We start from the raw sequence: 24,840 nt of genomic DNA, 5'->3' as shown, positions 1-24,840 counted from the left end.
CTTGGGGGAACGGCACCCCGCATGCCGCCCCTCCCCTTGCGACGGGAATACTGCCGTCACCCCCCACTTTGTGCGTCGCAACACTCTTCCTGGAGGGATTCGCCCAACCATGGCACTCCTTGTCCCCGCCTGCCTGCTGTTGCTCTGGTGCTGGCTCGGCCTGCTGCCTCTGCGATGGCAGAACTCCTACCTCGCCGGCCCCGATACCCCGTTGCAGCGCGCGTGCAGGGCTGCCGCCCGAGGGCGCTGGGAGCCCGCCGCCCGGCTCTTCGAAGACGCCGGTCAGGACTGGGAGCGCCGCTCCCTGTACGCCCAGCGGTTGGGGTACCTCGCTGCCAGGAGGAGCGACCGTTGGCTGAAGGCATGGGAGGAGGCCCGCCCCGAAGACCCAGACGCCGCGCTCGTGGTGGCGCGCACCAGAGTCCTGTACGCGTGGAAGCTACGAGGCAAGGCACGTGCGCACAGCACGTCGCAGAGCCAGTTCGAGGGATTCCATCGGGAGTTGCTGGCCTCGCAGGACGACATCGGGCGGGCCTTGGCACTCCGCCCCGACGATCCCACCCCGCTCGTCGCGGAGATCTGGAGGGCGCTCGGACTGGGCTACTCCAACCGGGAGATGCATGCGCTGTGGTCCGAGATCACAGCCCGTGCGCCGCATCACTTCGAAGCGCACAGTAGTGCCCTCCAGTACTGGACCGCGAAATGGCGAGGCTCGAAGCGGCTCGCGCGGGAGTTCGCCGAGAAGTCGGCCGCCGGTGCGCCGCCGGGGAGCCTGCTGGCCGTGCTGCCGCTGATCGCCTGGTACGAGAACCATGCGGACGAGACGGGCGATGCCGGCTTTCGCAGCCAGCAGGTACGTGTACTGGTTGACACAGCGCTCGTCGACGCAGCACTCGCTGACCCGGACCACCCGAGGCTCCCGGAAGTACGGCACCTGCTGGCGTACTTCCTGTACCGGCAGGGCCGCTACAGGGCGGCCAGAGAGCAGTTCCGCCAGGTCGACGGCTTTACGGAGGCACTCCCGTGGCGGTATTCATTCGTGAAGCCGCTCTACTACCGAGCAGTCCGTACGAAGACGGGCCGTAAGGCACTCACGGAACGTCAGCCTTGCTGATCACTAATAGCTCCTAACACAATGACCGCGTCGAAGCAGCGGTCTGCTTCCGCCGGAGACCGGTGTCGGGCAGGAAGGGCAAAACTCCTGGTCACAAGGAGTCTCGTGCCCGTAGCCTGCACACGTGATCGAGGAAGACGAGCTCAGCCCGGTTGTCCGCGTCGGAGGTGACCGTTATCGAACGATCAGCCTGCGCTTCCACCAGCTGACACGTTCCTTCCCGGAACAGCGTGACGACCCGATGCGCGACTTCCTCGTGACAGCTCAAGGTGAGTCGGCGCGGATGGAAGTCGTGGTGAGGACCTGGGGCGGTGACGGCCTCGACGTCTTCCTTGCCGAACTGGCAGAGGAGTTTCGAGGATGGAACGGCACCAGGGCCTGGCGCTCTCTTGAGGGTGACTTGTCGCTGGCTGCCGAGCACGGAGGATCACATGTCCGGTTGACGTGGGGGCTGCATGACCGGCTCCCCGATGACGAGTGGCGTTTCGAGATGACGACCATCCATGCTCCCGGGGAAGACATGCGAAGTCTTGCCATCGAGATGCGTACCTTCTTGGAGTCGGACCCGCCGTAGTGAGCGCAGGCAGTTCGTCAGTCGCCTATGGCCGGCGCAAGGCGCCGAGTTGTCGATGAGTGATCAGGCAGCAGGCGAGTCTGAGGAACGCTTCATGGATGTCGGCCCGCCGTTCCCAGCGCATCCGTAGACGTCGGAAGCCGTGCAACCAGGCGAATGTCCTCTCGACCACCCACCGGTAGACGCCCAGACCAGTGCCGTGTCGGGCACCACATCGAGCGATCGCTGGCACGATGCCTCGATCGCGGACCTGGTTGCGGTAGATGTCGTGGTCGTAGCCGCGGTCGGCGAACAGCGAATCGGGTTTGCGGCGGGGCCGGCCGACCCGGCCGCGAACCGGTGGGATCGCGTCGAGCAGAGGCAGCAGCTGAGTGACATCGTTGCGGTTACCGCCGGTGAGCACGACTGCGAGCGGGGTGCCGTGCCCGTCGGTGATCAGGCGCTGCTTCGAGCCGGCTCGGCCCCGGTCGACCGGCGACGGGCCCGTGTGCTGCCCCCTTTTAGCGCCCTGACGTGAGACGAGTCGACCACGCAAGGTGACCAGTCCAGTCGGGAGGCCGCGTTGAGGTCGGCGAGCAGGACTTCGTGCAGAGCCTGCCGGACGCCCGCGTCGTTCCAGTCCCGCAGACGTCGCCAGCAGGTCATGCCCGAGCCAAAGCCGAGCTCCTTGGGCAGGTACTGCCACTGGATCCCGGTGTGCAGCACGTACAGAATCCCGCACAACACATCCCGGTCAGGTAACGGCTTGCGGCCCGGGTGCCGGAAGCGCCGTTCACGCTGAGTCAGCAGCGGCTTCAGACGGTCCCACAGCTCATCCGGCACAACCCACGGCGACATCTCCACACGGGACCGAACGCTCAACTCCCGCCGTAGGCACGGTCATCAGCAAGCAGCAATCCATCTCATTGTGTTAGCCGCTGTAAGAGCTCATACGGGACCGTCGCCTTGGTCCCGCGGCGGGGCGTAGGAGCCGAGGAAGTCCGCGCCACTCGGCTGCCCCGCGGGCCGCGGCGGCTGCTGCTGGGGGGCGTAGGGACCGAGGAAGTCGGCCCCCCTGGCCTGCGACGGCTGGGGCGCCATGGCGGGCACCCGACCCTGGCGCCGCGCCCGCCGCTCGTCGAGCTTGCGCTTGCCCTTGTAGACCCAGGACCCCACGACGGCGAGCACGATGAGGACCAGGACGGGGATCTGGATCCAGTCCGGCATGAACTGGAGGACGGCCTCGAATATCTCGCTCTTGACGGACGCGAGCGGCACGCCTGCGGACACGGTGTCGGGCTCCCCCTGTGAAGACTGCTCCGCCCCCTGCGGAACTCAGCGGATCTTAGCGGGCTTCGAGAGCCCGCTCGCCCGCTTTTCGCATCGCCTCCAGCGGCGCCGGGGCGCGGCCGGTCATCTGCTCCACCTGGAGCACCGCCTGGTGCACGAGCAGGTCGAGGCCGCTGACGACGGCCCCGCCGACCATCGACCAGCGGGCCGCGAGCGCGGTGGGCCAGGGGTCGTACAGCACGTCGAAGAGGGTGGCGGGACGCTCGGGCACGGAGTGGGCGAGGGCGTCGGTGGTGCCCGCGGGGGTCGTCGCGATCACCAGCGGGGCGCGCAGCGCCTCGGCGGCGTCGGCCCAGTCGGCCGTACGGACCTCGATGCCGAGCCGCTCGCCCCACTGCCGCATCTCGGCGGCGCGCGCCTCGCTGCGGACGTACGCCACGACCTCGCCGGTGCAGACACGCGCCAGCGCGGCCAGCGCCGAGGAGGCGGTGGCGCCGGCGCCGAGCACGGCGGCCGAGTCGACCTCCTCGATGCCGCGCTCGCGCAGGGCGGCGACCATGCCGGGGACGTCGGTGTTGTCGCCGACGCGGCGGCCGTCCCCGGTGACGACGACGGTGTTGACGGCCTCGACCGAGGCGGCCGTCTCGCTGATCTCGTCGAGCAGCGGGATGACGGCCCGCTTCAGCGGCATGGTCAACGACAGCCCGGCCCACTCGGGACCGAGCTCGGCGAGGAAGCCGGGCAGGGCCGCCTCGTCGACGTCGAAGCGGTCGTACGACCAGCCGGTGAGCCCCAGTTCGGCATAGGCGGCCCGGTGCAGCACCGGGGACAGGGAGTGCCCGATGGGAGATCCGAGCACCGCCGCCCGGCACCGCCTGTCCGTCGCGGCCATCGCGGAGTCGTTCACTTCTGCGTGATCCCTAGCTCTTCTTCCTCGACGCGTTGAACTCCTCGACCAGCTTCTCGTGGTCCTTCAGCGTCTTGGTGAACTTGCTGGTCTTGCCGTCCAGCGAGATGAAGTAGTACCAGCCGTCCTTCGTCGGGTTCAGCGCGCCCTTGAGCGCCTCCTCACCCGGGTTGTCGATGGGGCCGGGCGGCAGGCCCTTGACGAAGTACGTGTTGTACGGGTTGTCGTAGCGCCGCAGCTCGGCGATGCTCAGGTCGATCTTGCTCTGGTTCTTGATGTAGTTGTACGTGGAGTCGAACTCCAGGGACCCGTAGGTCTCCGGGTTCCCGCGCTTGAGGCGGTTGTAGACGACCTCGGCCATCTTGCGGTAGTCGTCGTGGCTGGTGCCCTCGGCCTGGGCCAGGCTGGCCACGGTGAGCACCTCCCAGGGGCCGTCGAGGCCGAGCCCGGCGGCCTTCTTCTCCAGCCCCATCTCCTCGTACTTCTTCGTGGCCCGGCCGACCATCTCCTTCAGCACGGTCGCCGGCTTCTGGCCCTTGCTGGCCGCGTAGCTGGACGGGTAGAGGAACCCTTCCAGCGGGTCCTTCACATCGGGGTGGTCCAGCGCCCAGTCGGGCAGGCCGAGCTTCTTGTACTGCTTCTTCGCGACCTCGGCCGTGGTGCCGTCCGCGACGCCGAGGCGCTTGTCGATCAGGGCGTAGACGGCGACGTTCCGGGAGCCCTCGGCGATGATCAGGTTGGACCGGCTCTTGGGGCTGAGCATCAGCTCGACGGCGCTGGCCGCCGACATCTGCTTCTGCATCGTGTAGACGCCGTCCTGGATGGAGCGGCCATCCGGATGATCGTTTTGCGCGGAGACGAAAGCTGCGACGCTCTCGACAACCCCGGCCGCCTCAAGCTTCTGGCCGATGACCCAGCCGCCCGCGCCCTTGGGGATGACGACGGTGACCTGCTGGCCGTTGCCGTCGCCCGCGTAGTCGGGCGCCGGGCCGAAACGGTCCTGGTAGAACTGGTAGCCGAAGTAGCCGACGCCGCCCACCGCGCCCACGAAGATCAGGGTGAGGACCAGGCAGGCCGGTCCGCTGCGACGTTTCTTCGGTTTCTTCCCGCCGCGCCCCGACCGGTCGCCACGCTCGTCGGTGTCGTCGTCATCGTCCTGGTCGCCGCCCGCGAAGAAGGCGTGTTCGCCCTGGTCGGGGCCCGGGTCCCAGCCGGTGTCCGGCTCGGGCCCGGGCTCGGCGGCGCGCCGGCTGGGCGGCTGCGGGGGCGGATAGGAGTCCTGCGTGCCGTAGTAGTCGGGCTGCCCTCCGCCGTAGGCGGCCTGCTGCTGCCCGTACGGGTCCGCGGGGTCGCCGTACGCGGGCTGCTGGTGCCCGCCCGTGGCCCAGCCGCCGTCGTACGACTGCTGGCCGTGGCCCTGGTGCTGCCCGTGGCCCTGCTGCTGCCCCTGGTCGGTGTACTGCTGGGGGTAGTGCTGCTGCTGCGGGTACTGCTGCTGGCCGTATCCGGTGTGCTGCTGCCCGTCGTTCCACTCGCCGTACTGCTGCTGCGCCTGCTGGGCGTAGTACTGCTGGTCGGCGTACTGCTGCGGGTCGTACTGCTGCTGCCCGTACTGCTGGTGCTGCGGATCGGCGTACTGCTGCTGCCCGTAGCCCTGCTGGTCACCCTGCTGGGCGTTCCATCCGCCGTCCCCGTTCAGCGGATCGTCCTGCCAGCGATCGGAGCCGTCGCCCCGGCCGTATTCAGTCATCGGAGCGGTCGGCACGCCGGAGTCCGCCGTGGGGTGCGAGGCCGTGCGTGCCTTCCTCCTCTCGGGTGAGGTGGCCGTGGCCGTCGGCCCGTCGTGGCAGGTGGGTCCCGTGGTGTCGCCCGTCAGGGCCTGGCGCCGTAGCACCGTTCATGACAGACGTGTCCGTGCGCCCCGCGCGTCCGGACACGGCTCGCCGCAGCATTGCCTGGTGGATGTGCGCCCCTAGAACTCGTGGTCCGACCGGCACCGGGCCACGCACGGGCCACGGGCCGGCCTGTCCGGCCCGGCCCGTGTGGGTCCGTCCACGCACCTGAAGCGTGGTCACCGATCGCACCTCCTCCACGCGGTGACCGGGGCCGATCACCTCGTCACCGCCGTGGTCGGCGGGTCCGGCCGGCCGGCCGGGCGGGTGACCGGTCCCTGGAACCGCGAGACGGTCGGTCCCTGAGCGATCGGGCTCAGATGCCGTCCGGTCTCCGTAAGTACAGCGGCTGTTCGACCGCCGCCGTATCGCGCGGAACGTTACCGTATCGCGATCAGATAACCACTTCGACGCCCTCGCCGGGTGCTTTGCCTGACACCCGTTCGGATTCGAGCGCCTGTTGCAGGATGATCACCGCGGCCGCCTGGTCGATGACGGAACGGCCCTTCTTGGACTTCACGCCCGAGGCGCGCAGTCCCTGACTGGCCGTCACGGTCGTCATCCTCTCATCGACGAGTCTGACCGGAACGGGCGCGATCATGCGGGCCAGTTCCTGGGCGAAGCCCCGGACCTTCACCGCCGCCGGGCCCTCGCCGCCCTTGAGGGAACGGGGCAGCCCGACGACGACCTCGATCGGCTCGTACTCCTCGACGAGCTGCCGCAGCCGGCGCTGCGCGGCCGGCACGTCCCGGCCCGGCACCGTCTCCACGGGGGTGGCGAGGATCCCGTCCGGGTCGCACGAGGCGACGCCGATCCGGGCGTCGCCCACGTCGACGGCGAGACGGCGGCCGCGGCGCATGCCACGGCCGTCGCCGCTCGCCTGTGTGTCGGAGCTCACTTGGCGGTGTCCGCCACGAGACGCTCGACCGCGTCGACGGCCTCGCCGATCGCGGCCGGGTTCTGACCGCCGCCCTGGGCCACGTCCGGCTTCCCGCCACCGCCGCCGCCGAGGGTCTTGGCGGCCGTACGGACGAGGTCACCGGCCTTCAGACCGCGCTCGCGGGCGGCCTCGTTGGTGGCGATGACCGTGAGCGGCTTGCCGTTGGTCACGGTGAACAGGGCGACCACGACGGCGCGTCCGCCCTGGATGCGGCCGCGGACGTCGAGCACGAGCTTGCGCAGGTCGTCGGCGGTGGTGCCGTCGGGGACCTGGCCGGTGACGACCGCGACGCCGCGGATGTCCTTGGCGGACTCGGCGAGCCCGGCGGCGGCCTGGAGCACCTTCTCGGCGCGGAACTTCTCGATCTCCTTCTCGGCGTCCTTCAGCTTGCCGAGCATGGCGGAGACCTTCTCCGGGAGCTCCTCGGGACGTCCCTTGATCAGCTCCTGGAGCTGGGCGACGACCGTGTGCTCACGGGCCAGGAAGTTGTAGGCGTCGACGCCGACGAGGGCCTCGATCCGGCGGACGCCGGAGCCGATGGACGACTCGCCGAGCAGCTTGACCAGGCCGAGCTGGGCGGTGTTGTGGACGTGCGTGCCGCCGCACAGCTCCTTGGAGAAGTCGCCGATCGTGACCACGCGGACCCGCTCGCCGTACTTCTCGCCGAACTCGGCGATGGCCCCCTGCTTCTTGGCCTCGTCGATGCCCATGACGTCGGCGCGCACGTCGAGGTCGCGGGCGAGCACCTCGTTGATCTTCTGCTCGACGTCGGTCATCACGGCCGTCGGGACGGCGGACGGCGAGCCGAAGTCGAAGCGGAAACGGCCGGGCTGGTTCTCGGAACCGGCCTGGGCGGCCGTCGGGCCGAGGGCGTCGCGCAGCGCCTGGTGGGTGAGGTGCGTGGCCGAGTGGGCGCGGGCGATGGCCGTACGGCGGCGGGCGTCGATGGAGGCGTGGGCGCGGGCACCGACGGTGACCTCGCCGACCTGGACGACGCCCTTGTGGACGTAGACGCCCGGGACGGGCTTCTGGCAGTCGCGGATCTCGATGACGGCGCCGGTGTCCGTCCTGACGCGGCCGGTGTCGCCGATCTGGCCGCCGCCCTCGGCGTAGAACGGGGTGCGGTCGAGGACGATCTCGACCTCGTCGCCCTCGGAGGCGGCCGGCGAGGAGACGCCGTCGACCAGGATGCCGACGACGGTGGACTCGCCCTCGGTCTCGGTGTAGCCGATGAAGTCGGTCGCACCGGTCCTGTCGGCGATCTCGCGGTAGGCGCCCGCGCCGGCGTGGCCGGTCTTCTTGGCCTGCGCGTCGGCCTTGGCACGCTCCCGCTGCTCCTTCATCAGGCGGCGGAAGCCGTCCTCGTCCACGGAGAGGCCCTGCTCGGCGGCCATCTCCAGGGTGAGGTCGATCGGGAAGCCCCAGGTGTCGTGGAGCAGGAACGCCTTGTCGCCGGCGAGGACCTTGCCGCCGGAGGCCTTGGTCTCGCTGACGGCGGTGTCGAGGATGTTGGTGCCGGCCTTCAGCGTCTTGAGGAAGGCGTTCTCCTCGGCGACGGCGACCTTCTCGATGCGCTCGCGGTCGGTGATCAGCTCGGGGTACTGCTGGCCCATCATCGCGATGACGGTGTCGATCAGGTCCAGGACGACCGGGCCGGTGGCGCCGAGCAGGCGCATGTTCCGGATGGCGCGGCGCATGATGCGGCGCAGCACGTAGCCGCGGCCCTCGTTGCCGGGGGTGACGCCGTCGCCGATGAGCATGACGGAGGTGCGCATGTGGTCGGTGACCACGCGCAGGGAGACGTCCGAGGCGTGGGCGTCGCCGTAGGCCACGCCGGTCAGTTCGGTGGCCTTCTTGATGACGGCCATGGAGGTGTCGATCTCGTACATGTTCTGCACGCCCTGCAGAATCATGGCGAGGCGCTCGAGGCCGAGGCCGGTGTCGATGTTCTTGCTCGGGAGCTCGCCGAGGATCTCGAAGTTGTCCTTGCCGATGCCCTCGCCGCGCTCGTACTGCATGAAGACGAGGTTCCAGATCTCGACGTACCGCTCGTCGTTGACGGCGGGGCCGCCCTCGGCGCCGAACTCGGGGCCGCGGTCGTAGTTGATCTCGGAGCAGGGGCCGCAGGGTCCGGGGACGCCCATGGACCAGTAGTTGTCCTTCATGCCGAGGCGCTGGATGCGCTCCTTCGGCACGCCGACGACCTCGTGCCAGATGCGCTCGGCCTCGTCGTCGTCCTTGTAGACGGTGATCCAGAGCTTCTCCGGCTCCAGGCCGTAACCACCCTTGTCCTGGGGCGTGGTGAGCAGCTCCCAGGCGTAGGTGATGGCGCCTTCCTTGAAGTAGTCGCCGAAGGAGAAGTTGCCGCACATCTGGAAGAACGTGCCGTGGCGGGTGGTCTTGCCGACCTCTTCGATGTCGGGCGTGCGCACGCACTTCTGCACGCTGGTGGCGCGTGAGAAGGGCGGCTTGACCTCACCCAGGAAGTAGGGCTTGAAGGGCACCATGCCGGCCGGGACGAGGAGCAGAGTCGGGTCGTCCGCGATGAGCGACGCCGAAGGGACGACGGTGTGCCCGCGCTCCTCGAAGAAGCTCAGCCAGCGGCGGCGAATCTCGGCCGACTCCATCAGTGGTCCTCATTCCGGTTGTTCGTGTACGTCGTGCTGTCGATGACGTACGACTTCGGCTGCTTGTGGTTCTCGATGGCGGTGTACCGCCGGGATGCGGGCAGTTCGGGGCGCTCGTCGATGCCCAGGGCCTCCTGGAGCTCGGCCTCCCGCTGGGCCATGTTGTCCCGGACGTCGAGGGCGAAGCCCACGGCACGGTCCTTGATGCGGTGACCCGCCTCGAGCGCCTTGTTCGCCGCGGTCGCGGCGAGGCTCTCGGGGGTCAGCTGCTTCAGCTTCCGGTTGACCTTGGTGGTGGCCCAGACACCGGCGGCGACGCCCGTGCCGAACCAGAACGTACGGCGGAACATGCTGGGTCTCAGTCCCTCTTCCCGCGGTTTCGCTTCTCGCGCCGCGCGGCCGGCACGGTACGGCCGACGATCACGGTGCGCCTGGGGGCCTTGGCGGGCTCGCCGTCCTTGCGGCCGAGGGCCCGGCGCACGCCGTAGCCGAAGGCCGCGACCTTGACGAGGGGGCCGCCGAAGGTCGAGGCGACGGTGGTCGACAGCGCGGAGGCGTTCGACGTGACCTCCTGCACGTCGGAGGCGATCGCGTCGACCCGGTCGATCTGGGTCTGCGCGGAGCGCACCGCCGAGGAGGCGTCTGCGAGAAGCGGCACTGCCTGGTCGGTCACGTCCGCGACCAGCTTGGTGGTCGCCTTGAGCGTCTGGGCCAGCCTCGCCAGCGCTACGGCGAGGAAGGAGACCAGGATCGCCCAGAAGACCGCCACCAGAATCCCGGCAACCTCTCCACCGGACACTGTGTGCACCCGCTCCCTGATACGTGCCTCTGCATCGGTCTGCATCGAAAAAGTCGTGCACCGAGCCTATCGCGCCGGTGATGTGCCGCCGTACCGGATTACCCCCGGCGCACGGCCGCGTCGCCGCGGACGCGAAAGCCCGCCGCCGCCCCACCGGGAGGTGGGGAGACGACGGGCTCCGGTGCGCTGGGGTGCTGCAGCCGCCGAAGGATCAGCGGGCGTAGTACTCGACGACGAGCTGCTCGTCGCAGATCACCGGGATCTCCTTGCGGTTCGGCTCACGGTCCAGGCGGAACGCCAGGGCCTTGAGGTTCACCTGGAGGTAGCGCGGGGTCTCACCCTCGGGGGCGAAGCCGCCCTCACGGGCGATGGAGAAGAGGGTCTTCTCGCGGCTGCGCTCACGGACCATCACGACGTCGTCGGGCTTGACGCGGAAGGAGGGCTTGTCGACCTTCTGGCCGTTGACCTCGATGTGGCCGTGGACGACCATCTGACGGGCCTGGTAGATGGTGCGGGCGATGCCCGAACGCAGGACCAGGGCGTCGAGACGGCGCTCGAGCTCGATGATCAGGGCCTCACCGGTCTTGCCCTGAACCTTGGAGGCACGCTCGTAGGCGCGGACGAGCTGACGCTCGGACACGTCGTACTGCGCGCGCAGACGCTGCTTCTCCAGCAGACGGACCTTGTAGTCCGAGTTCTGCTTGCGGCCGCGGCCGTGCTCACCCGGCGGGTAGGGACGGGCCTCGAAGTACTTGACGGCCTTCGGGGTCAGCGCGATGCCGAGGGCACGCGACTTCTTGACCTTGGGGCGGGACTGGTTCGCCACGATCTCTCATTTCTCGGTGTTCGGCTCGTCAGGGTTGAGGGAGGTCGCATCCGCAGCCGGGGAAACCCTCCTCGCCCTCGCGGACGGGGTGGGCAGCCGCTCCCTGGTCTGGGCACAACGTGCAGCACGCGAGTGGCCCACCGACCGGTCCCGTCGTACGACGGAGGGTGGTGGGCTGCCCGCGACACCATTCGATCGGTGCGCGACGCTCCTGGAACCCGCTGGGGGTTCCGGCTGACCGTCCCGTTCTGACAGCACGGGACACAGCGCTTCGAGGCAGTTTACAGGGTGCTCAGGACCGCTTGCGACCGAGGTGCTTCCTGGTCCACTCCACGGCGTCCGCGTACCGCGCCTCGGCGCCGTGCCGGGTCGGCGTGTAGTACTCGCGGTCCTTGAGGGCGTCGGGCGCGTACTGCTGCTCGGCGATGCCCTCGGCCAGGTCGTGCGGGTACACGTACCCCTGGGCGTGCCCGAGCTTGGCCGCGCCCTTGTAGTGCCCGTCGCGCAGGTGGGGCGGCACGGCGCCCGCCAGCCCCTTGCGCACGTCGTCCAGGGCGGCGCCGATGGCGGTCGTCGCCGCGTTGGACTTGGGGGCGAGCGCGAGGGCGATGGTGGCGTGGCTGAGCGTGAGGGCGGCCTCCGGGAAGCCGATCATGGCGACGGCCTGGGCGGCGGCGACGGCGATCGGCAGGGCGTTGGGGTCGGCGAGCCCGATGTCCTCGCTGGCGGAGATCATCAGGCGCCGGGCGATGAAGCGGGGGTCCTCGCCGGCCTCGATCATCCGGGCCAGGTAGTGCAGGGCGGCGTCCACGTCGGAGCCGCGGATCGACTTGATCAGGGCGCTGGCCACGTCGTAGTGCTGGTCGCCGTCGCGGTCGTACTTCACGGCGGCCCGGTCGACGGTCTGCTCCAGGGTCTGGAGGCTGATCTCGCTCTCGCCCTGGTCGAGGGCGGCCCCGGCCGCGGCCTCCAGCGCGGTCAGGGCGCGGCGGGCGTCGCCGCCGGCGATGCGCAGCAGGTGCTCCTCGGTGTCCTCGGGGAGGGCGACGGTGTCCTTCAGGCCGCGCTCGTCGCCGAGCGCGCGGCGCAGCAGGCCGCGGACGTCGTCGTCGGTGAGGGGTTCGAGCGTGAGCAGCAGGGAGCGGGAGAGCAGCGGCGAGATGACCGAGAAGTAGGGGTTCTCGGTGGTGGCCGCGATCAGGGTCACCCAGCGGTTCTCCACGGCGGGCAGGAGGGAGTCCTGCTGGGCCTTGCTGAAGCGGTGGATCTCGTCGAGGAAGAGGACGGTCTCCTGGCCGTAGCCGCCGGTGGCGCGGCGGGCGCCGTCGATGACCGCGCGGACCTCCTTCACCCCGGCGGTGATGGCGGAGAGCTCGACGAAGCGCTTGTTGGTCGCCTTGGAGACGACGTAGGCCAGGGTGGTCTTGCCGGTGCCGGGCGGGCCCCAGAGGATCACCGAGGAAGGCCCGGCCGGGCCCCCGGCGCCCTCGCCGACGAGTCTGCGCAGCGGGGAGCCCGGCTTGAGCAGGTGCTGCTGGCCCACGACCTCGTCGAGGGTGCGCGGGCGCATTCGGACCGCCAGGGGACTGCTCGTCGGGTCCTTCTCCTGGCGTTCTTCGGCTGCGGCGGTGAACAGATCGGGCTCCACGAGGAAACCCTAAATCACCGCACTGACATCCCCACCGGGGCCGTCAGCTGGTCCAGAAGTCCCACCAGCGGGTCAGGACCAGCATGCCGATGATCCCGATGTGCAGCACGGGCACGACCCAGGTGAACTCGCCGAAGAAGCTCTTCAGCCAGGTCGGCGCGGGCAGCAGGCCGTTGCGCACGTTGAACGAGGTCACGTACCAGAACATGACGATGGTGGCGACCCACGCGAGGCTGCACCACAGGCACAGGGCGTTGATCCGGTACAGGGACTGGTACATCAGCCAGGCGCAGAAGACGACGCCGAACAGCGTGCCGGCGTTGAAGGTGAGCCAGTACCAGCGCGGGAAGCGGGCGCGGCCGAGCAGGCTCATGCCGACGCAGATCACGATGCCGTAGGCGACGAGGCCGAGCATCGGGTTGGGGAAGCCGAAGACGGCGGCCTGCTTGGACTCCATGACGCTGCCGCAGGAGACGACGGGGTTGAGGCTGCATCCGGGGGTGAACGTCTTCCCCTCGACCTTGGCCTCGAGCAGCTTGAACTTGTCGATCGTGATGACCCAGGCGGCGAGCAGGCCCGCGGCGCCGGTGATCACCAGCAGCAGGGCGAGCGCCCGGCTGCCGCCGACCGACCGCGCGGCGGACGGTGCGGGCTCCGACTCGGGCTCGGTGGAGACGTCTTTGACTGTCGTCTTGCTCATCACGCCGATTCCGTCACTTGAGACTTGGAGTTTCCCCGGACAGGGCACATTGTGCCGCACACACACGCGTCCCCACCGTTCGCTGCGCATAAGGACGTACGGGTGAGCGGCCCCATGCGTTCGGTTCCGGACACCCCCGGAACAGCGGAAAGGAGGGGGACCCGGCCGGTCCCCCTCCTTTCCGACGGCTCGCGGAATCAGCCCAGACGGGATTCCAGTTCGGCGACGATCTCGTTGACGCCGACGGCGATCTGCTCGCCGGACTCCATGTCCTTGAGCTGGACGACGCCCTCGGCGAGGTCGCGCTCACCGGCGACGATCGTGTAGCGGGCGCCGCTGCGGTTGGCGTTCTTCATGGCGCCCTTGAGGCTCTTGGCGCCGTAGGAGAAGTCCGTCGCGATGCCGAGCTTGCGCAGCTCGGTGACCTTGGTGAACAGCACCCGGCGGGCCTCCTCGCCGAGCGGGACCGCGAACACGCTGGTGGTGGAGGGGAGTTCGAGCTCGACGCCCTCCGCCTCCAGGGCGAGGACCGTGCGGTCGACGCCGAGGGCCCAGCCGACGGACGGCAGCGCGGGGCCGCCGATCATCTCGGACAGGCCGTCGTACCGGCCGCCGCCGCCCACCGCGGACTGGGAGCCCAGACCGTCGTGCACGAACTCGAAGGTCGTCCGGGTGTAGTAGTCCAGGCCGCGCACCAGCTTGGGGTCGTCCTCGAAGACGACGCCCGCGGCCGTGATCAGCTCGCGGACCTCCTCGTGGTACGCCTTGCACGCGTCGCACAGGTAGTCGCGCAGCAGCGGGGCGTCGCCGAGCTGCTTCTGGACCGACTCGCGCTTGTCGTCGAGCACGCGCAGCGGGTTGATGTCCGCGCGGCGCAGGGTGTCCTCGTCGAGGTCCAGGCCACGCAGGAAGTCCTGGAGCGCGGCGCGGTAGACCGGACGGCACTCCTTGTCGCCCAGGGAGTTCAGCAGGATGCGGAAGTCCCGCAGGCCCAGGGAGCGGTACGCCTGGTCGGCCAGGATGATCAGCTCGGCGTCCAGCGCCGGGTCCTCGGCGCCGATCGCCTCGGCGCCGACCTGGGAGAAGTGGCGGTAACGGCCCTTCTGGGGGCGCTCGTAGCGGTAGTAGGAGCCGGAGTACCAGAGCTTGACCGGGAGGTTGCCCGCCTTGTGCAGGTTGGCCTCCAGGGCGGCGCGCAGCACGGAGGCCGTGCCCTCGGGGCGCAGGGCGAGCCGGTCGCCGCCCTTGGTCTCGAAGGCGTACATCTCCTTGGTCACGATGTCGGTGGACTCGCCGACACCGCGCGCGAACAGCTCGACGCTCTCGAAGCCGGGCGTCTCGATGTAGCCGTAGCCGGAGTTGCGCAGGGGTGCGGCGATCGCCTCACGCACGGCGAGGTACTTCGCGGAGTCGGGCGGCAGCAGGTCGTACGTGCCCTTGGGGGCCTTGAAGGTGCTCACGGAAGGTCTCGTCACATTCCTCGTCGGGGAGCGCGCTCGGCGTTCGCTCCCGGGCCGGCGGCCACCTGCCGCAAGTACGGGTTGGTGGCGCGCTCCTGGCCGATGGTCGTCTGGGGGCCGTGGCCGGACAGCACCACGGTCGAGTCGTCGAGCGGCAGGCACACGCGGGCCAGCGAGTCGAGGATCTCGGCCATGTCACCGCCGGGCAGGTCGGTGCGTCCGATGGAGCCGGCGAACAGCAGGTCGCCCGAGAAGAGGATCGGCGGGATGTCCGCCGCCTCGGGCAGGCCGAAGGTCACCGACCCCTTGGTATGGCCCGGCGCGTGGGCGACGGTGAGCTCCATCCCCGCCAGCTCCAGCGTGGCACCGTCGGTCAGCTCCTTGACGTCGTCCGGTTCCCCGACGGTCAGCTCGCCCATCAGCTGCGCGCCGATGGACCGGCCGAGCCCCTTCTCGGGGTCGCTCATCATGTACCGGTCCTCGGGGTGGATCCAGGCCGGTACGTCGTGCGCACCGCACACCGGGACGACCGAGGCCACGTGGTCGAGGTGGCCGTGGGTGAGGACGACGGCGACGGGCTTGAGCCGATGCTTCTTCAGTGCTTCCTCGACTCCGGGGGCCGCTTCGTGGCCCGGGTCGATGATCACGCACTCCTCACCGGGGGCGGGGGCGACGAGATAACAGTTCGTCCCCCAGGCCCCGGCGGGGAACCCGGCAATGAGCACGATCGTCCTTCGTTTGTGTCGACACGAGTGGTTTGTCGGCGGACTCCGCCTGTGGTCAGAGCCTACCGGCGCTGCCGAACACTCAGCGAACCCATATACGGTACGGGTCACACGCAGACGGTCGACTCACTGAGCACATGTGTACCGGTCGACACATACGACGCATGAGGAGAGAACCCGGTGGTCAGCCAGGAACAGCGGCGGCGTCAGCTCGCCCGGGAGAAGTTCTTGCGGCAGCAGCAGCGGCGCACGGACGCCCGTCGCAAGGCGCGCATGCGCAACTCGGTGATCGCGTCGGTGCTCGCGGTGGTCGTCATCGGCAGCGTCGCGCTGTACACGACGGGTGTCCTCAAGGGTGACGACGGCACCAAGCAGAACGCGGGCGCGGAGGTCACGCCGACCGAGAGCGCGCCGAGCAAGGCGCCGGACCCGTGCGAGAAGCCCGCCGAGGGCAAGGTGAAGACGGCGACCTGGAAGAAGGAGCCGGAGCTCACTGTCGACAAGTCGGCGAAGTACACGATGAAGCTCGCGACGACGTGCGGTGACATAGACATCGATCTGAAGGCGTCGGCCGCGCCGCACACCGTCAACTCGTTCGACTTCCTCGCCGGCAAGGGCTACTTCGACCACTCCAAGTGCCACCGGCTCACCACGAACGGCATCTACGTGCTGCAGTGCGGCGACCCGACGGGCACCGGCACCGGCGGCCCCGGCTACACGATTCCGGACGAGAATCTGAAGGACAAGAGCCTCAAGGACAACGTGTATCCCGCGGGCACCGTGGCGATGGCCAACACCGGCCAGAAGCACACCGGGGGCAGCCAGTTCTTCCTCGTCTACCAGGACAGTCAGCTTCCGCCCAGCTACACACCGTTCGGTACCGTTTCCGATTCCGGCATGAAGGTGCTGGAGAAGATCGCGAAGGCCGGTGAGAGCACCGGGGCCGGTGACGGCGCACCGAACGCGACGGTCGTGATCGACAAGGCGACGGTCACGAAATCCTGAGCCCCAACTGCGTAATTTCGGTCGCGCGGGATGCGGACAGGCAACCCGCCGGTCGCCTATGTTGGCCGTGACGAAACTGTGGACGATGCCCGGGGGGACACCAGCCCCTCGCAGGCATCATGTGGAGGAGGCGCTGTGAGCAGCGACCCGTGGGGCCGCGTCGACGAGACGGGGACCGTGTACGTGCGTACGGCCGACGGCGAGCAGGTCGTCGGTTCCTGGCAGGCAGGCTCTCCCGAAGAGGCGCTGGCCTATTTCGAGCGCAAGTACGAGGGCCTGGTTGTCGAGATCGGCCTCCTCGAGAAGCGAGTGAAGACCACCGACCTGTCGGCGAAGGACGCGCAGGCGGCGATCGACCACATCCGCGAGCAGGTCGACGCGCACCACGCGGTGGGCGACCTGGACGCCCTGCGGGTGCGGCTCGACAAGCTCGTGGAGCTGGTCGACAAGCGCCGCGAGGAGCGCAAGCAGCAGCGGGCGAAGCAGTCCGACGAGGCGCGTCACCGCAAGGAGGCGCTGGTCGTCGAGGCGGAGGAGCTGGCGCAGTCCGACCAGTGGCGGGCCGCCGGTGAGCGGCTGCGGGCCCTGGTCGACACGTGGAAGAGCCTGCCGCGGCTGGACCGCAAGTCGGACGACGAGCTGTGGCACCGCTTCTCGCACGCGCGGTCGGCCTTCTCCAAGCGGCGCAAGGCGCACTTCGCGCAGCTGGACGCGCAGCGCGAGGAGGCCCGCCGGATCAAGGAGCGGCTGGTCGCCGAGGCGGAGTCGCTGTCCGGCTCGACGGACTGGGGTCCGACGGCCGCGCGCTACCGCGAGCTGATGGCCGAGTGGAAGGCCGCCGGACGGGCCCAGCGTGAGCACGAGGACGACCTGTGGAACCGCTTCCGCGGCGCCCAGGACGTCTTCTTCGCCGCCCGCAGCTCGGTGTTCGCCGAGCGCGACGCCGAGCAGGCGGAGAACCTCAAGCTGAAGGAGGAGCTGGCCGAGGAGGCCGAGAAGCTGCTGCCGATCGGCGACCTGAAGGGCGCGCGCGCCGCCTTCCGCTCGATCAACGAGCGCTGGGAGGCCATCGGCCATGTGCCGCGCGACGCCCGCCCGAAGGTCGAGGGCCGGATGCACGCCGTGGAGCGGGCCATCCAGGAGGCCGAGGAGGCCGAGTGGCGCCGGACCAACCCGGAGGCGCGGGTGCGTGCCGAGGGGCTGACCGGTCAGCTCCAGGCCGCCGTGGACAAGCTGAAGGGCCAGATCGAGCAGGCCCGCGCCCAGGGCAACAACGCGAAGGCCGACAAGCTGGAGCGTGAGCTTCAGGGCCGTCAGGCCCTGCTGGACACGGCCCTGAAGGGTCTGCAGGAGTTCGGCGGCTGATCTCAGCCGCCCGCGCCGAAGCGAGAGGGGCTCCCGTACATCGCGTACGGGAGCCCCTCTCGTGTCTCTCGCCGGCTGCTACGACCGGTTGCGCGCCGACGTCACGCGGTAGACGTCGTAGACGCCCTCCACTCCCCTGACGGCCTTCAGGACGTGACCCAGGTGCTTCGGGTCGCCCATCTCGAAGGTGAAGCGGGAGGTGGCGACGCGGTCCCGTGAGGTCTGGACGGCCGCCGACAGGATGTTGACGTGCTGGTCCGACAGGACGCGGGTGACGTCCGACAGCAGCCGGGAGCGGTCCAGCGCCTCTACCTGGATGGCGACCAGGAAGACCGAGGACTGCGTCGGCGCCCACTCGACCTGGAGGATGCGCTCGGGCTCACGGGACAGCGAGTCGACGTTCACGCAGTCGCTGCGGTGCACCGACACCCCGCTGCCACGGGTCACGAACCCGATGATCGGGTCGCCGGGCACCGGCGTGCAGCAGCGGGCCAGCTTGACCCACACGTCCTCGACGCCCTTGACGATGACGCCCGGGTCGGCGCTGGAGCGGCGCTTGCGGCGGCTGCGGGTCGGCGGGACCGACTCGTCGATCTCCTCGGTGGCCGCCTCCTCGCCGCCGAGCGCCTGGACCAGCTTCTGCACGATGTTCTGCGCGGAGACATGGCCCTCGCCGATCGCCGCGTACAGCGCGGAGATGTCCGCGTAGCGCATCTCGTGGGCGAGCGTGACGAGCGAGTCGCCGGTGAGGATGCGCTGGATCGGCAGGTTCTGCTTGCGCATGGCCCGCACGATGGCGTCCTTGCCCTGCTCGATGGCCTCGTCGCGGCGCTCCTTGGAGAACCAGGCCCGGATCTTGTTCCGGGCGCGCGGCGACTTCACGAAGCCCAGCCAGTCGCGGGAGGGGCCCGCGCCGGCCGCCTTGGAGGTGAAGACCTCGACCAGGTCGCCGTTGTCCAGGGTGGACTCGAGCGGCACCAGACGCCCGTTGACCCGTGCCCCTATGGTGCGGTGGCCCACCTCGGTGTGGACGGCGTACGCGAAGTCGACGGGGGTGGCCCCGGCCGGCAGCGCTATGACGTCGCCCTTGGGTGTGAAGACGAAGACCTCGTTGCGGGACAGGTCGAAGCGCAGGGACTCCAGGAACTCGCCGGGGTCCTCGGTCTCCTTCTGCCAGTCCAGCAGCTGGCGCAGCCACGCCATGTCGTTGAGGTGGTCGTCCTTGCCCTTGCCGGACGTCTTCGGGGCGTCGGTACGGATCTTGGAGGCGCCGGCGACGGCCTCCTGCTTGTACTTCCAGTGCGCGGCGATGCCGTACTCGGCGCGGCGGTGCATGTCGAACGTGCGGATCTGGAGTTCGACCGGCTTGCCGTTGGGGCCAATGACCGTCGTGTGCAGCGACTGGTACATGTTGAACTTGGGCATCGCGATGTAGTCCTTGAACCGGCCGGGGACCGGGTTCCATCGCGCGTGCACGGTGCCGAGGGCGGCGTAGCAGTCGCGGACCGTGTCGACGAGGACGCGGATGCCCACCAGGTCGTAGATCTCCGCGAAGTCACGGCCGCGGACGATCATCTTCTGGTAGACGCTGTAGTAGTGCTTCGGGCGGCCGGTGACGGTCGCCTTGATACGGGCCGCGCGCAGGTCCTGCTGCACCTCGTCGGTCACTATGGCCAGATACTCGTCGCGCTTCGGGGCACGCTCGGCCACCAGCCGTACGATCTCGTCGTACATCTTGGGGTAGAGGATCGCGAAGGCGAGGTCCTCCAGCTCCCACTTGATGGTGTTCATGCCGAGGCGGTGGGCGAGCGGCGCGTAGATCTCGAGGGTCTCGCGCGCCTTCTTCTCCTGCTTCTCGCGCTTGAGGTAGCGCATGGTGCGCATGTTGTGCAGGCGGTCGGCGAGCTTGATGACCAGGACGCGCGGGTCCTTGGCCATGGCGACGACCATCTTGCGGACGGTCTCGGCCTGCGCGGCCTCGCCGAACTTGACCTTGTCCAGCTTGGTGACGCCGTCGACGAGCAGGGCGACGGAGTCCCCGAAGTCGCGGCGCAGCTGGTCCAGGCCGTACTCGGTGTCCTCGACGGTGTCGTGCAGCAGGCCCGCCATGAGCGTGGCCGGATCCATGCCGAGCTCGGCGAGGATGGTGGTGACCGCCAGCGGGTGCGTGATGTACGGGTCGCCGCTCTTGCGCTTCTGGCCGCGGTGCCAGCGCTCGGCGACCTGGTACGCCTTCTCGATCTGGCGGAGGGTGGCGGTCTCGATCTTCGGGTCGTTGCCGCGGACTATGCGCAGCAGGGGCTCCAGGACCGGGTTGTACGGGTTGGAGCGCTGGACACCGAGGCGGGCGAGCCGGGCCCGGACGCGGTTGGAGGAGCCGGAACGCGCGGGCTGACCGGTGTTCGGGCGGACCGGCGGGGTGGAGCGCTCGGGCGGGGCCGGCTTGGGACGCGCCTGCTCGGCCGGCTTGTCGACCGGGGCGGACTGGGCGTGCTCGACCGTCCCGCGCGAGTCGTTCTTGGCGTGCGGTGCGTTCGGCGCGGGCTTCGCCGCCGCGGCCGAGGCGGACTCGGGCTTGGCGGCGGTCAGGTGCTGGGCCTCGTCTGGCAAGAGGACTCCTCGTGCGCGATCCGGGTCCCCCGGTCAGGCTCCGGAGACCCCATGGTAGCGAGCCTGCGCCGCAGGATCGCCTTCAGGCCGATGTGAGGGCCGTCTACCCGGGAAACACGAGAGGTCTCCGGTGGATTCCGGGACGCCGGTCACACGCCCTGGTCAGCGCACGGCGATGCCCCGGGCCCGCCGGGGCGGACACGGGGCATCGGATGCCGCTAGGGGGTCAGACCGTGAGGAGCGAGGTCAGCGGGGCTCCCGCCAGCGCCGGCTCCACACGGGACCGGCCGGCGAGGAAGCCCAGCTCCATCAGGACGGCGAGGCCGGACACCTCGGCGCCGGCCCGGCGGATCAGCTGGATCGAGGCCTCGGCGGTGCCGCCGGTCGCCAGGACGTCGTCGACGACGAGGACGCGGTCGCTCGCGGTGAGGTCCTCGGCGTGGATCTCGATCTCGGCCGAACCGTACTCCAGGTCGTACGCCTGGCTGAGCGTCGCTCCGGGGAGCTTGCCGGCCTTGCGCACGGGGACGAAGCCGACGCCGGCCCGGACGGCGACCGGCGCTCCGAGGATGAAGCCGCGGGCCTCCAGACCGACGACCTTGGTGGCCCCGGTCCGGGTGGCCACCTCGGCGAGCGCGTCGGTGAGGGCCGTGAAGGCCGCCGGGTCCGCCAGGAGCGGGGTGATGTCCTTGAACATCACGCCCGGCTCCGGGTAGTCCGCCACGTCCCGGATACGGCTGAGCAGCAGCTCGCTGATGTCGGTCATCGGCGCTTCCCCGAGGGGCGGTTGCGGCCGCGGTTGCGGGAGGCGGGCTGGTTGCGCGGGCCGACGACCGCCGCGGCGGCGTCCTCCGGTCCGTCGTCGTACACCTCGTCGTCGGTCTCGACGTCCGTGGCGGGGCCCTGCGCCGCGGTCTGCGCCCGCTTGGCGAGCACCCGCTTCTTCAGGGCCTTCATCTGCGGCTCGCGCTCCTTGAGGTCGGCGACGAGCGGGGTGGCGATGAAGATCGACGAGTACGCACCGGCCGCGAGGCCGACGAACAGCGACAGGGAGATGTCGTTGAGCATGCCGGCGCCGAGGAAGCCGCCGCCGATGAACAGCAGGCCGGCCACCGGCAGCAGCGCGACCACCGTGGTGTTGATGGAGCGGACCAGGGTGCCGTTGATCGACCGGTTGGCGATCTCGCTGTACGTCCAGCGGGTCTGCTTGGTGATGTCCTTCGTCTGCTCCTTGAGGCTGTCGAAGACGACGACCGTGTCGTAGAGCGAGTAACCGAGGATGGTCAGCAGACCGATCACCGTGCCGGGCGTGACCTCGAAGCCGACGAGGGCGTAGATGCCGACGGTGATGGTGATGTCGTGGATCAGGGCGACGAACGCGGCGAGGGCCATCCGCCACTCGAACGCGATCGCCAGGTAGATCACGACCAGGAACAGGAAGATGCCGAGGCCCTGCCAGGCCTTGTTGGCGATCTGCTCGCCCCAGCTCGGGCCGACCAGCTCACCGGTGACGTCGTTCTCGGAGACGCCGAGCTTGTCCGCGAGCTCCGCCGAGACCTTGTCGGCCTGCTTGGTGTCGATGCCCGCGACCTGGATGCGCAGCGTGGCCTTGTCGCCGCTGCCGAGCTTCTGGACGATCGCGTCATGGCCGGAGGCCTCTTCCGCGTACTCCTGGGCCTGGGCCACCGAGACGCTGGTCTTCGGGGTGTTGAAGACCGCGCCGCCCTGGAACTCGATGCCCATGTTCAGGCCGCGCACCGCCAGGCCGACGATGGCCGTGATGGTGATCAGGATCGAGATGCCGTACCAGATCTTGCGGTTGCGGACGAAGTCGTAGCCGACCTCGCCACGGTGCAGTCGGGCGCCGAGGTTGCCGAGCTTCGACATCTCACGCCTCCTTCGTCTCGATGGGGGCGGAGGGGCGGCGGGTGCGGCGCAGCGGAGGCCGGGCGCCCAGTCGCTTGGGATCGAGGCCGGACCACGGGTGGCCGCCTCCGTAGAACTTCGTGCGGGCCAGGAGCGTCAGCAACGGCTTGGTGAAGAGGAACACCACGACCACGTCGAGCAGGGTGGTGAGGCCCAGCGTGAACGCGAAGCCCTGCACCTTGCCGACGGTCACGATGAAGAGCACCGCGGCGGCGAGGAACGACACGAAGTCGGAGACCAGGATGGTGCGCCGGGCGCGCGGCCAGGCACGCTCGACGGCGGGACGCAGGGTGCGGCCTTCCCGGATCTCGTCACGGACGCGTTCGAAGTACACGATGAACGAGTCCGCCGTGATGCCGATGGCGACGATGGCACCGCAGACGGCCGGCAGGTTCAGCGCGAAGCCGATGGTGGGGCCGAGCAGCGACATGATCGTGTAGGTCAGGGCCGCGGAGACCAGCAGCGACAGGATCGCGATGACCGACAGGCCGCGGTAGTAGACCAGCAGGTAGATCACGACGAGCGCCAGGCCGATGGCACCGGCGATGAGGCCGGCCTGGAGCTGCTCGCCACCGAGGGCGGCGGTCACCGTGGTGACGCTGTCCTCGCTGAAGGTGAGCGGCAGGGCGCCGTAGGACAGCATGTTGGCGAGGCTCTTGGCCTCCTCCTGCGTGAAGCTGCCGGAGATCTGCGCGTTGCCGCCGGTGATGGCCTGCTGGACGTACGGGTGGGAGACCACCTCGTCGTCGAGGACGATCGCGAACTCGTTCTGCGGGGAGCTCTGCTTGGCCAGCTCGCCGGTGATGTTCGAGAACTTCTTGGAGCCGCTGCCGTTGAAGGTCATGTCGACCTGCCAGCCGGCGGCGCGCGTGGTGTCGAAGGAGGCCTTGGCGTCCTTGACCTCGGTGCCGTCGACCGCGACGGGGCCGAGCAGGAACTTCGTCCAGACGTCGCCGTCCTTGCCACAGGCGACCGTGGTCTCGCCGGGCTTCGCGTCCTTGCCGGCCTGGGCGCGCTGGGCGGGCTTGGAGCAGTCGAGCGCCGTGTACGCGGCCTGGAGCTTGGCGGCGTCACCGTCGGCGCTGGCCGACGGGGAGGGCGAGTCGTCCGCCTTCAGGCCGTCGGTGACGGCGCGGCCCTGGGTGGTGGCCGTCGCGGAGGGGGTGGCGGAGCCGGTGGACTTCTCCGGGTCCGTCGCCTTCGAGGAGCCGCTGGGGGACGCGCTCGGGGAGCCGCTGGGGGACGCGCTGGGCTCCGGCTGCGCCGCGCCGCCGGAGGCCTCGCGCTGGAGGACGGGGCGGAAGTAGAGCTTGGCGGTGGTACCGACCTGATCCCGGGCCTGCTTGGAGTTCGTGCCCTTGGGGATGTTGACGATGATGTTCTTGTCGCCCTGGGTCTGTACCTCGGCCTCCGAGACACCAAGACCGTTGACGCGGCGCTCCATGATCTGGACCGCGGTGTCCATGTTGGTCTTGTTGATCGCGGATTCCTGGCCGGGTTCGGCTTCCGCACGCAGCGTGATGCTGGTGCCGCCGGCCAGGTCGATGCCGAGTCGCGGAGTGGTGTGCCCCGAGGCGAACATCCCTCCGGTGAGCGCCGCGATGGCGATCAGGATGAGGGCCAGCGAGCGCCCTGGCTTGCTCTGGGCGCTCGCCTTACGGCCCTTCTTAGGTGCTGCCACCTTCTCGTACTCCCTCTCGGGCCGCCTCGCACCGGTCTACGGGCGGGCAGCCATGACATGGTGTCGGGATACCGTGCGAGCTCCGCACGCCCGAGGGCGCGCAGGCGTCGCCCGCGCGCCCCGGAACGCGGCTACTTCGCGTCGGCGTCGCCCTCGGACTTCTTCGGCGCGTCCTCCGTCTTGGCCTCGGCGGCCACGGTCTCGGACGGCTCCTCGGTCTCGTCGGTCTCGTCCTTCTTGCCGAGGTCGACGGACTTCTCGTCGGAGGCGGCGGCAGCGGGCTCGTCGTTCTCGGTGAGGGAGGAGGCGTCGTCGGGGACGACGTCGGACTTCAGGTCGTGCTCGACGCCGTGGACGATGCGGTTGTACTCGTCGTCGGAGAGGACGGCACCGATGGCGTTCTTGGCGAAGAGAAGCTCCACGCCCGGGCCCGCGTCGAGGAGGACGGTGTCGTCGTTGACCTCCTTGACGGTGCCGTACATGCCACCGATGGTGCGGACACCGGAACCGGGCTGCATCTGGTTCCGCATGTCGGCGGCCTGCTGCTGCTTCTTCTTGGCCGACCGGGTCATCAGGAACATGGCCCCGATGAGCACGATGAACGGGAGGAGGGTCACGAGACTCACGGGTCGGAACTTCCTTCACACGACCGCGACGTGAGCGGCCTGATGGTTGGGGGATTGTCTGCCGCCGACAAGGGCGGCATCGGCGGAGTCTAAGCGAGTCTCCGCGCAGGGAACAACGCTCAGCATGGCACCGGGGTTCCTGCTCC

General features: G+C 69.5%; 22 protein-coding genes. 4 read left to right on the top strand and 18 right to left on the bottom strand.

Annotation, left to right across the window (positions count from 1 at the left end):
* The first annotated feature begins 109 nt into the window (after positions 1–109).
* Together ACFV46_RS23105 and ACFV46_RS23100 are read left to right on the top strand one after the other, a co-directional pair.
* Positions 110–1,114, top strand: a complete 1,005-nt coding sequence (locus tag ACFV46_RS23105) for a hypothetical protein (RefSeq protein WP_385499489.1) — start codon at positions 110–112, stop codon at positions 1,112–1,114.
* Positions 1,115–1,238: 124 nt separating this feature from the next.
* Entirely contained in the window at positions 1,239–1,688 is a 450-nt protein-coding gene (locus ACFV46_RS23100; RefSeq protein ID WP_385499487.1) for a DUF6228 family protein, read from the top strand.
* Positions 1,689–1,713: 25 nt separating this feature from the next.
* On the opposite strand, the gene ACFV46_RS23095 is transcribed toward ACFV46_RS23100, so the two are convergent.
* From ACFV46_RS23095 to ACFV46_RS23035, 13 genes are all read right to left on the bottom strand, one after another.
* Positions 1,714–2,525, bottom strand: a protein-coding gene (locus tag ACFV46_RS23095) for an IS5 family transposase (protein ID WP_385499504.1) whose coding sequence is annotated in 2 segments (ribosomal slippage) — positions 1,714–2,205 and positions 2,208–2,525 — 810 coding nt in all. Because the reading frame shifts where the segments join, the coding sequence is not laid out codon by codon here.
* Positions 2,526–2,615: 90 nt separating this feature from the next.
* Positions 2,616–2,957, bottom strand: a complete 342-nt coding sequence (locus ACFV46_RS23090) for a hypothetical protein (RefSeq protein ID WP_385499486.1) — start codon at positions 2,955–2,957, stop codon at positions 2,616–2,618.
* A 55-nt stretch (positions 2,958–3,012) separates the two neighbouring features.
* Entirely contained in the window at positions 3,013–3,849 is an 837-nt protein-coding gene (locus tag ACFV46_RS23085; RefSeq protein ID WP_385499503.1) for a shikimate dehydrogenase, read from the bottom strand.
* A gap of 28 nt (positions 3,850–3,877) precedes the next feature.
* Complete coding sequence (gene mltG, locus ACFV46_RS23080; RefSeq protein ID WP_385499485.1) at positions 3,878–5,614, bottom strand: endolytic transglycosylase MltG; 1,737 nt, start codon at positions 5,612–5,614, stop codon at positions 3,878–3,880.
* A gap of 536 nt (positions 5,615–6,150) precedes the next feature.
* On the bottom strand, positions 6,151–6,615 hold the full coding sequence (ruvX, locus tag ACFV46_RS23075; RefSeq protein ID WP_055623832.1) for a Holliday junction resolvase RuvX: 465 nt from the start codon (positions 6,613–6,615) through the stop codon (positions 6,151–6,153).
* Between the two features lie 35 nt (positions 6,616–6,650).
* Entirely contained in the window at positions 6,651–9,323 is a 2,673-nt protein-coding gene (alaS, locus tag ACFV46_RS23070) for an alanine--tRNA ligase (protein ID WP_385499484.1), read from the bottom strand.
* The gene (locus ACFV46_RS23065; RefSeq protein ID WP_062674292.1) at positions 9,323–9,673 is read right to left on the bottom strand and encodes a hypothetical protein; all 351 of its coding nucleotides are present in this window, start codon (positions 9,671–9,673) and stop codon (positions 9,323–9,325) included. The genes alaS and ACFV46_RS23065 overlap by 1 nt, the downstream gene beginning before the upstream one ends.
* Positions 9,674–9,681: 8 nt before the next feature.
* Complete coding sequence (locus tag ACFV46_RS23060; protein ID WP_385499483.1) at positions 9,682–10,167, bottom strand: DUF948 domain-containing protein; 486 nt, start codon at positions 10,165–10,167, stop codon at positions 9,682–9,684.
* 166 nt (positions 10,168–10,333) lie between these two features.
* A complete protein-coding gene (gene rpsD / locus ACFV46_RS23055; RefSeq protein ID WP_062674288.1) occupies positions 10,334–10,948 on the bottom strand; it encodes a 30S ribosomal protein S4 in 615 nt (204 codons plus the stop codon).
* Positions 10,949–11,240: 292 nt separating this feature from the next.
* Positions 11,241–12,596 (bottom strand): replication-associated recombination protein A, encoded by a 1,356-nt coding sequence (locus tag ACFV46_RS23050; protein ID WP_385499481.1) that lies wholly within the window; start codon positions 12,594–12,596, stop codon positions 11,241–11,243.
* A gap of 43 nt (positions 12,597–12,639) precedes the next feature.
* Positions 12,640–13,296 carry a vitamin K epoxide reductase family protein gene (locus ACFV46_RS23045; protein WP_385499478.1) on the bottom strand — a complete coding sequence of 219 codons (657 nt, stop codon included), beginning with the start codon at positions 13,294–13,296 and terminating at the stop codon, positions 12,640–12,642.
* A gap of 197 nt (positions 13,297–13,493) precedes the next feature.
* Positions 13,494–14,756 carry a histidine--tRNA ligase gene (gene hisS, locus ACFV46_RS23040; RefSeq protein ID WP_385499476.1) on the bottom strand — a complete coding sequence of 421 codons (1,263 nt, stop codon included), beginning with the start codon at positions 14,754–14,756 and terminating at the stop codon, positions 13,494–13,496.
* 11 nt (positions 14,757–14,767) lie between these two features.
* On the bottom strand, positions 14,768–15,481 hold the full coding sequence (locus tag ACFV46_RS23035; RefSeq protein WP_385499475.1) for an MBL fold metallo-hydrolase: 714 nt from the start codon (positions 15,479–15,481) through the stop codon (positions 14,768–14,770).
* A 180-nt stretch (positions 15,482–15,661) separates the two neighbouring features.
* Between ACFV46_RS23035 and ACFV46_RS23030 the strand changes: the two genes are divergently transcribed.
* Positions 15,662–16,486, top strand: a complete 825-nt coding sequence (locus ACFV46_RS23030; protein WP_361930894.1) for a peptidylprolyl isomerase — start codon at positions 15,662–15,664, stop codon at positions 16,484–16,486.
* Between the two features lie 135 nt (positions 16,487–16,621).
* Positions 16,622–17,851 carry a DUF349 domain-containing protein gene (locus ACFV46_RS23025; protein ID WP_361930891.1) on the top strand — a complete coding sequence of 410 codons (1,230 nt, stop codon included), beginning with the start codon at positions 16,622–16,624 and terminating at the stop codon, positions 17,849–17,851.
* 78 nt (positions 17,852–17,929) lie between these two features.
* Here ACFV46_RS23025 and relA read toward each other — a convergent pair whose 3' ends face one another.
* The 5 genes from relA to yajC all read right to left on the bottom strand — a co-directional run bounded on the left by relA (position 17,930) and on the right by yajC (position 24,694).
* On the bottom strand, positions 17,930–20,461 hold the full coding sequence (relA, locus tag ACFV46_RS23020) for a GTP pyrophosphokinase (RefSeq protein ID WP_385499474.1): 2,532 nt from the start codon (positions 20,459–20,461) through the stop codon (positions 17,930–17,932).
* 226 nt (positions 20,462–20,687) lie between these two features.
* Positions 20,688–21,227 carry an adenine phosphoribosyltransferase gene (locus tag ACFV46_RS23015; RefSeq protein ID WP_376728632.1) on the bottom strand — a complete coding sequence of 180 codons (540 nt, stop codon included), beginning with the start codon at positions 21,225–21,227 and terminating at the stop codon, positions 20,688–20,690.
* Positions 21,224–22,348, bottom strand: coding sequence for a protein translocase subunit SecF (secF, locus tag ACFV46_RS23010; protein ID WP_361930883.1), 1,125 nt, complete (start codon positions 22,346–22,348; stop codon positions 21,224–21,226). Before secF ends, ACFV46_RS23015 begins: the two co-directional genes overlap by 4 nt.
* A 1-nt stretch (position 22,349) precedes the next feature.
* On the bottom strand, positions 22,350–24,068 hold the full coding sequence (gene secD, locus ACFV46_RS23005; protein ID WP_361930880.1) for a protein translocase subunit SecD: 1,719 nt from the start codon (positions 24,066–24,068) through the stop codon (positions 22,350–22,352).
* Between the two features lie 131 nt (positions 24,069–24,199).
* Positions 24,200–24,694 (bottom strand): preprotein translocase subunit YajC, encoded by a 495-nt coding sequence (yajC, locus tag ACFV46_RS23000; protein ID WP_385499472.1) that lies wholly within the window; start codon positions 24,692–24,694, stop codon positions 24,200–24,202.
* Positions 24,695–24,840: the final 146 nt, after the last annotated feature.

This window comes from Streptomyces sp. NPDC059852, assembly GCF_042731455.1.
Classification (GTDB): domain Bacteria; phylum Actinomycetota; class Actinomycetes; order Streptomycetales; family Streptomycetaceae; genus Streptomyces.
Note: the sequence above shows the minus strand (reverse complement) of the source record. Positions and strands in the feature narration are given on the sequence as shown.

Coding starts and splice junctions, on each gene's coding strand:
- ACFV46_RS23105 (WP_385499489.1), top strand. CDS start 110: ATGGCACTCCTTGTCCCCGCCTGCCTGCTGTTGCTCTGGTGCTGGCTC.
- ACFV46_RS23085 (WP_385499503.1), bottom strand. CDS start 3,849: ATGGCCGCGACGGACAGGCGGTGCCGGGCGGCGGTGCTCGGATCTCCC.
- mltG (WP_385499485.1), bottom strand. CDS start 5,614: ATGACTGAATACGGCCGGGGCGACGGCTCCGATCGCTGGCAGGACGAT.
- ruvX (WP_055623832.1), bottom strand. CDS start 6,615: ATGCGCCGCGGCCGCCGTCTCGCCGTCGACGTGGGCGACGCCCGGATC.
- alaS (WP_385499484.1), bottom strand. CDS start 9,323: ATGGAGTCGGCCGAGATTCGCCGCCGCTGGCTGAGCTTCTTCGAGGAG.
- ACFV46_RS23065 (WP_062674292.1), bottom strand. CDS start 9,673: ATGTTCCGCCGTACGTTCTGGTTCGGCACGGGCGTCGCCGCCGGTGTC.
- ACFV46_RS23060 (WP_385499483.1), bottom strand. CDS start 10,167: ATGCAGACCGATGCAGAGGCACGTATCAGGGAGCGGGTGCACACAGTG.
- ACFV46_RS23045 (WP_385499478.1), bottom strand. CDS start 13,296: ATGAGCAAGACGACAGTCAAAGACGTCTCCACCGAGCCCGAGTCGGAG.
- ACFV46_RS23015 (WP_376728632.1), bottom strand. CDS start 21,227: ATGACCGACATCAGCGAGCTGCTGCTCAGCCGTATCCGGGACGTGGCG.
- secF (WP_361930883.1), bottom strand. CDS start 22,348: ATGTCGAAGCTCGGCAACCTCGGCGCCCGACTGCACCGTGGCGAGGTC.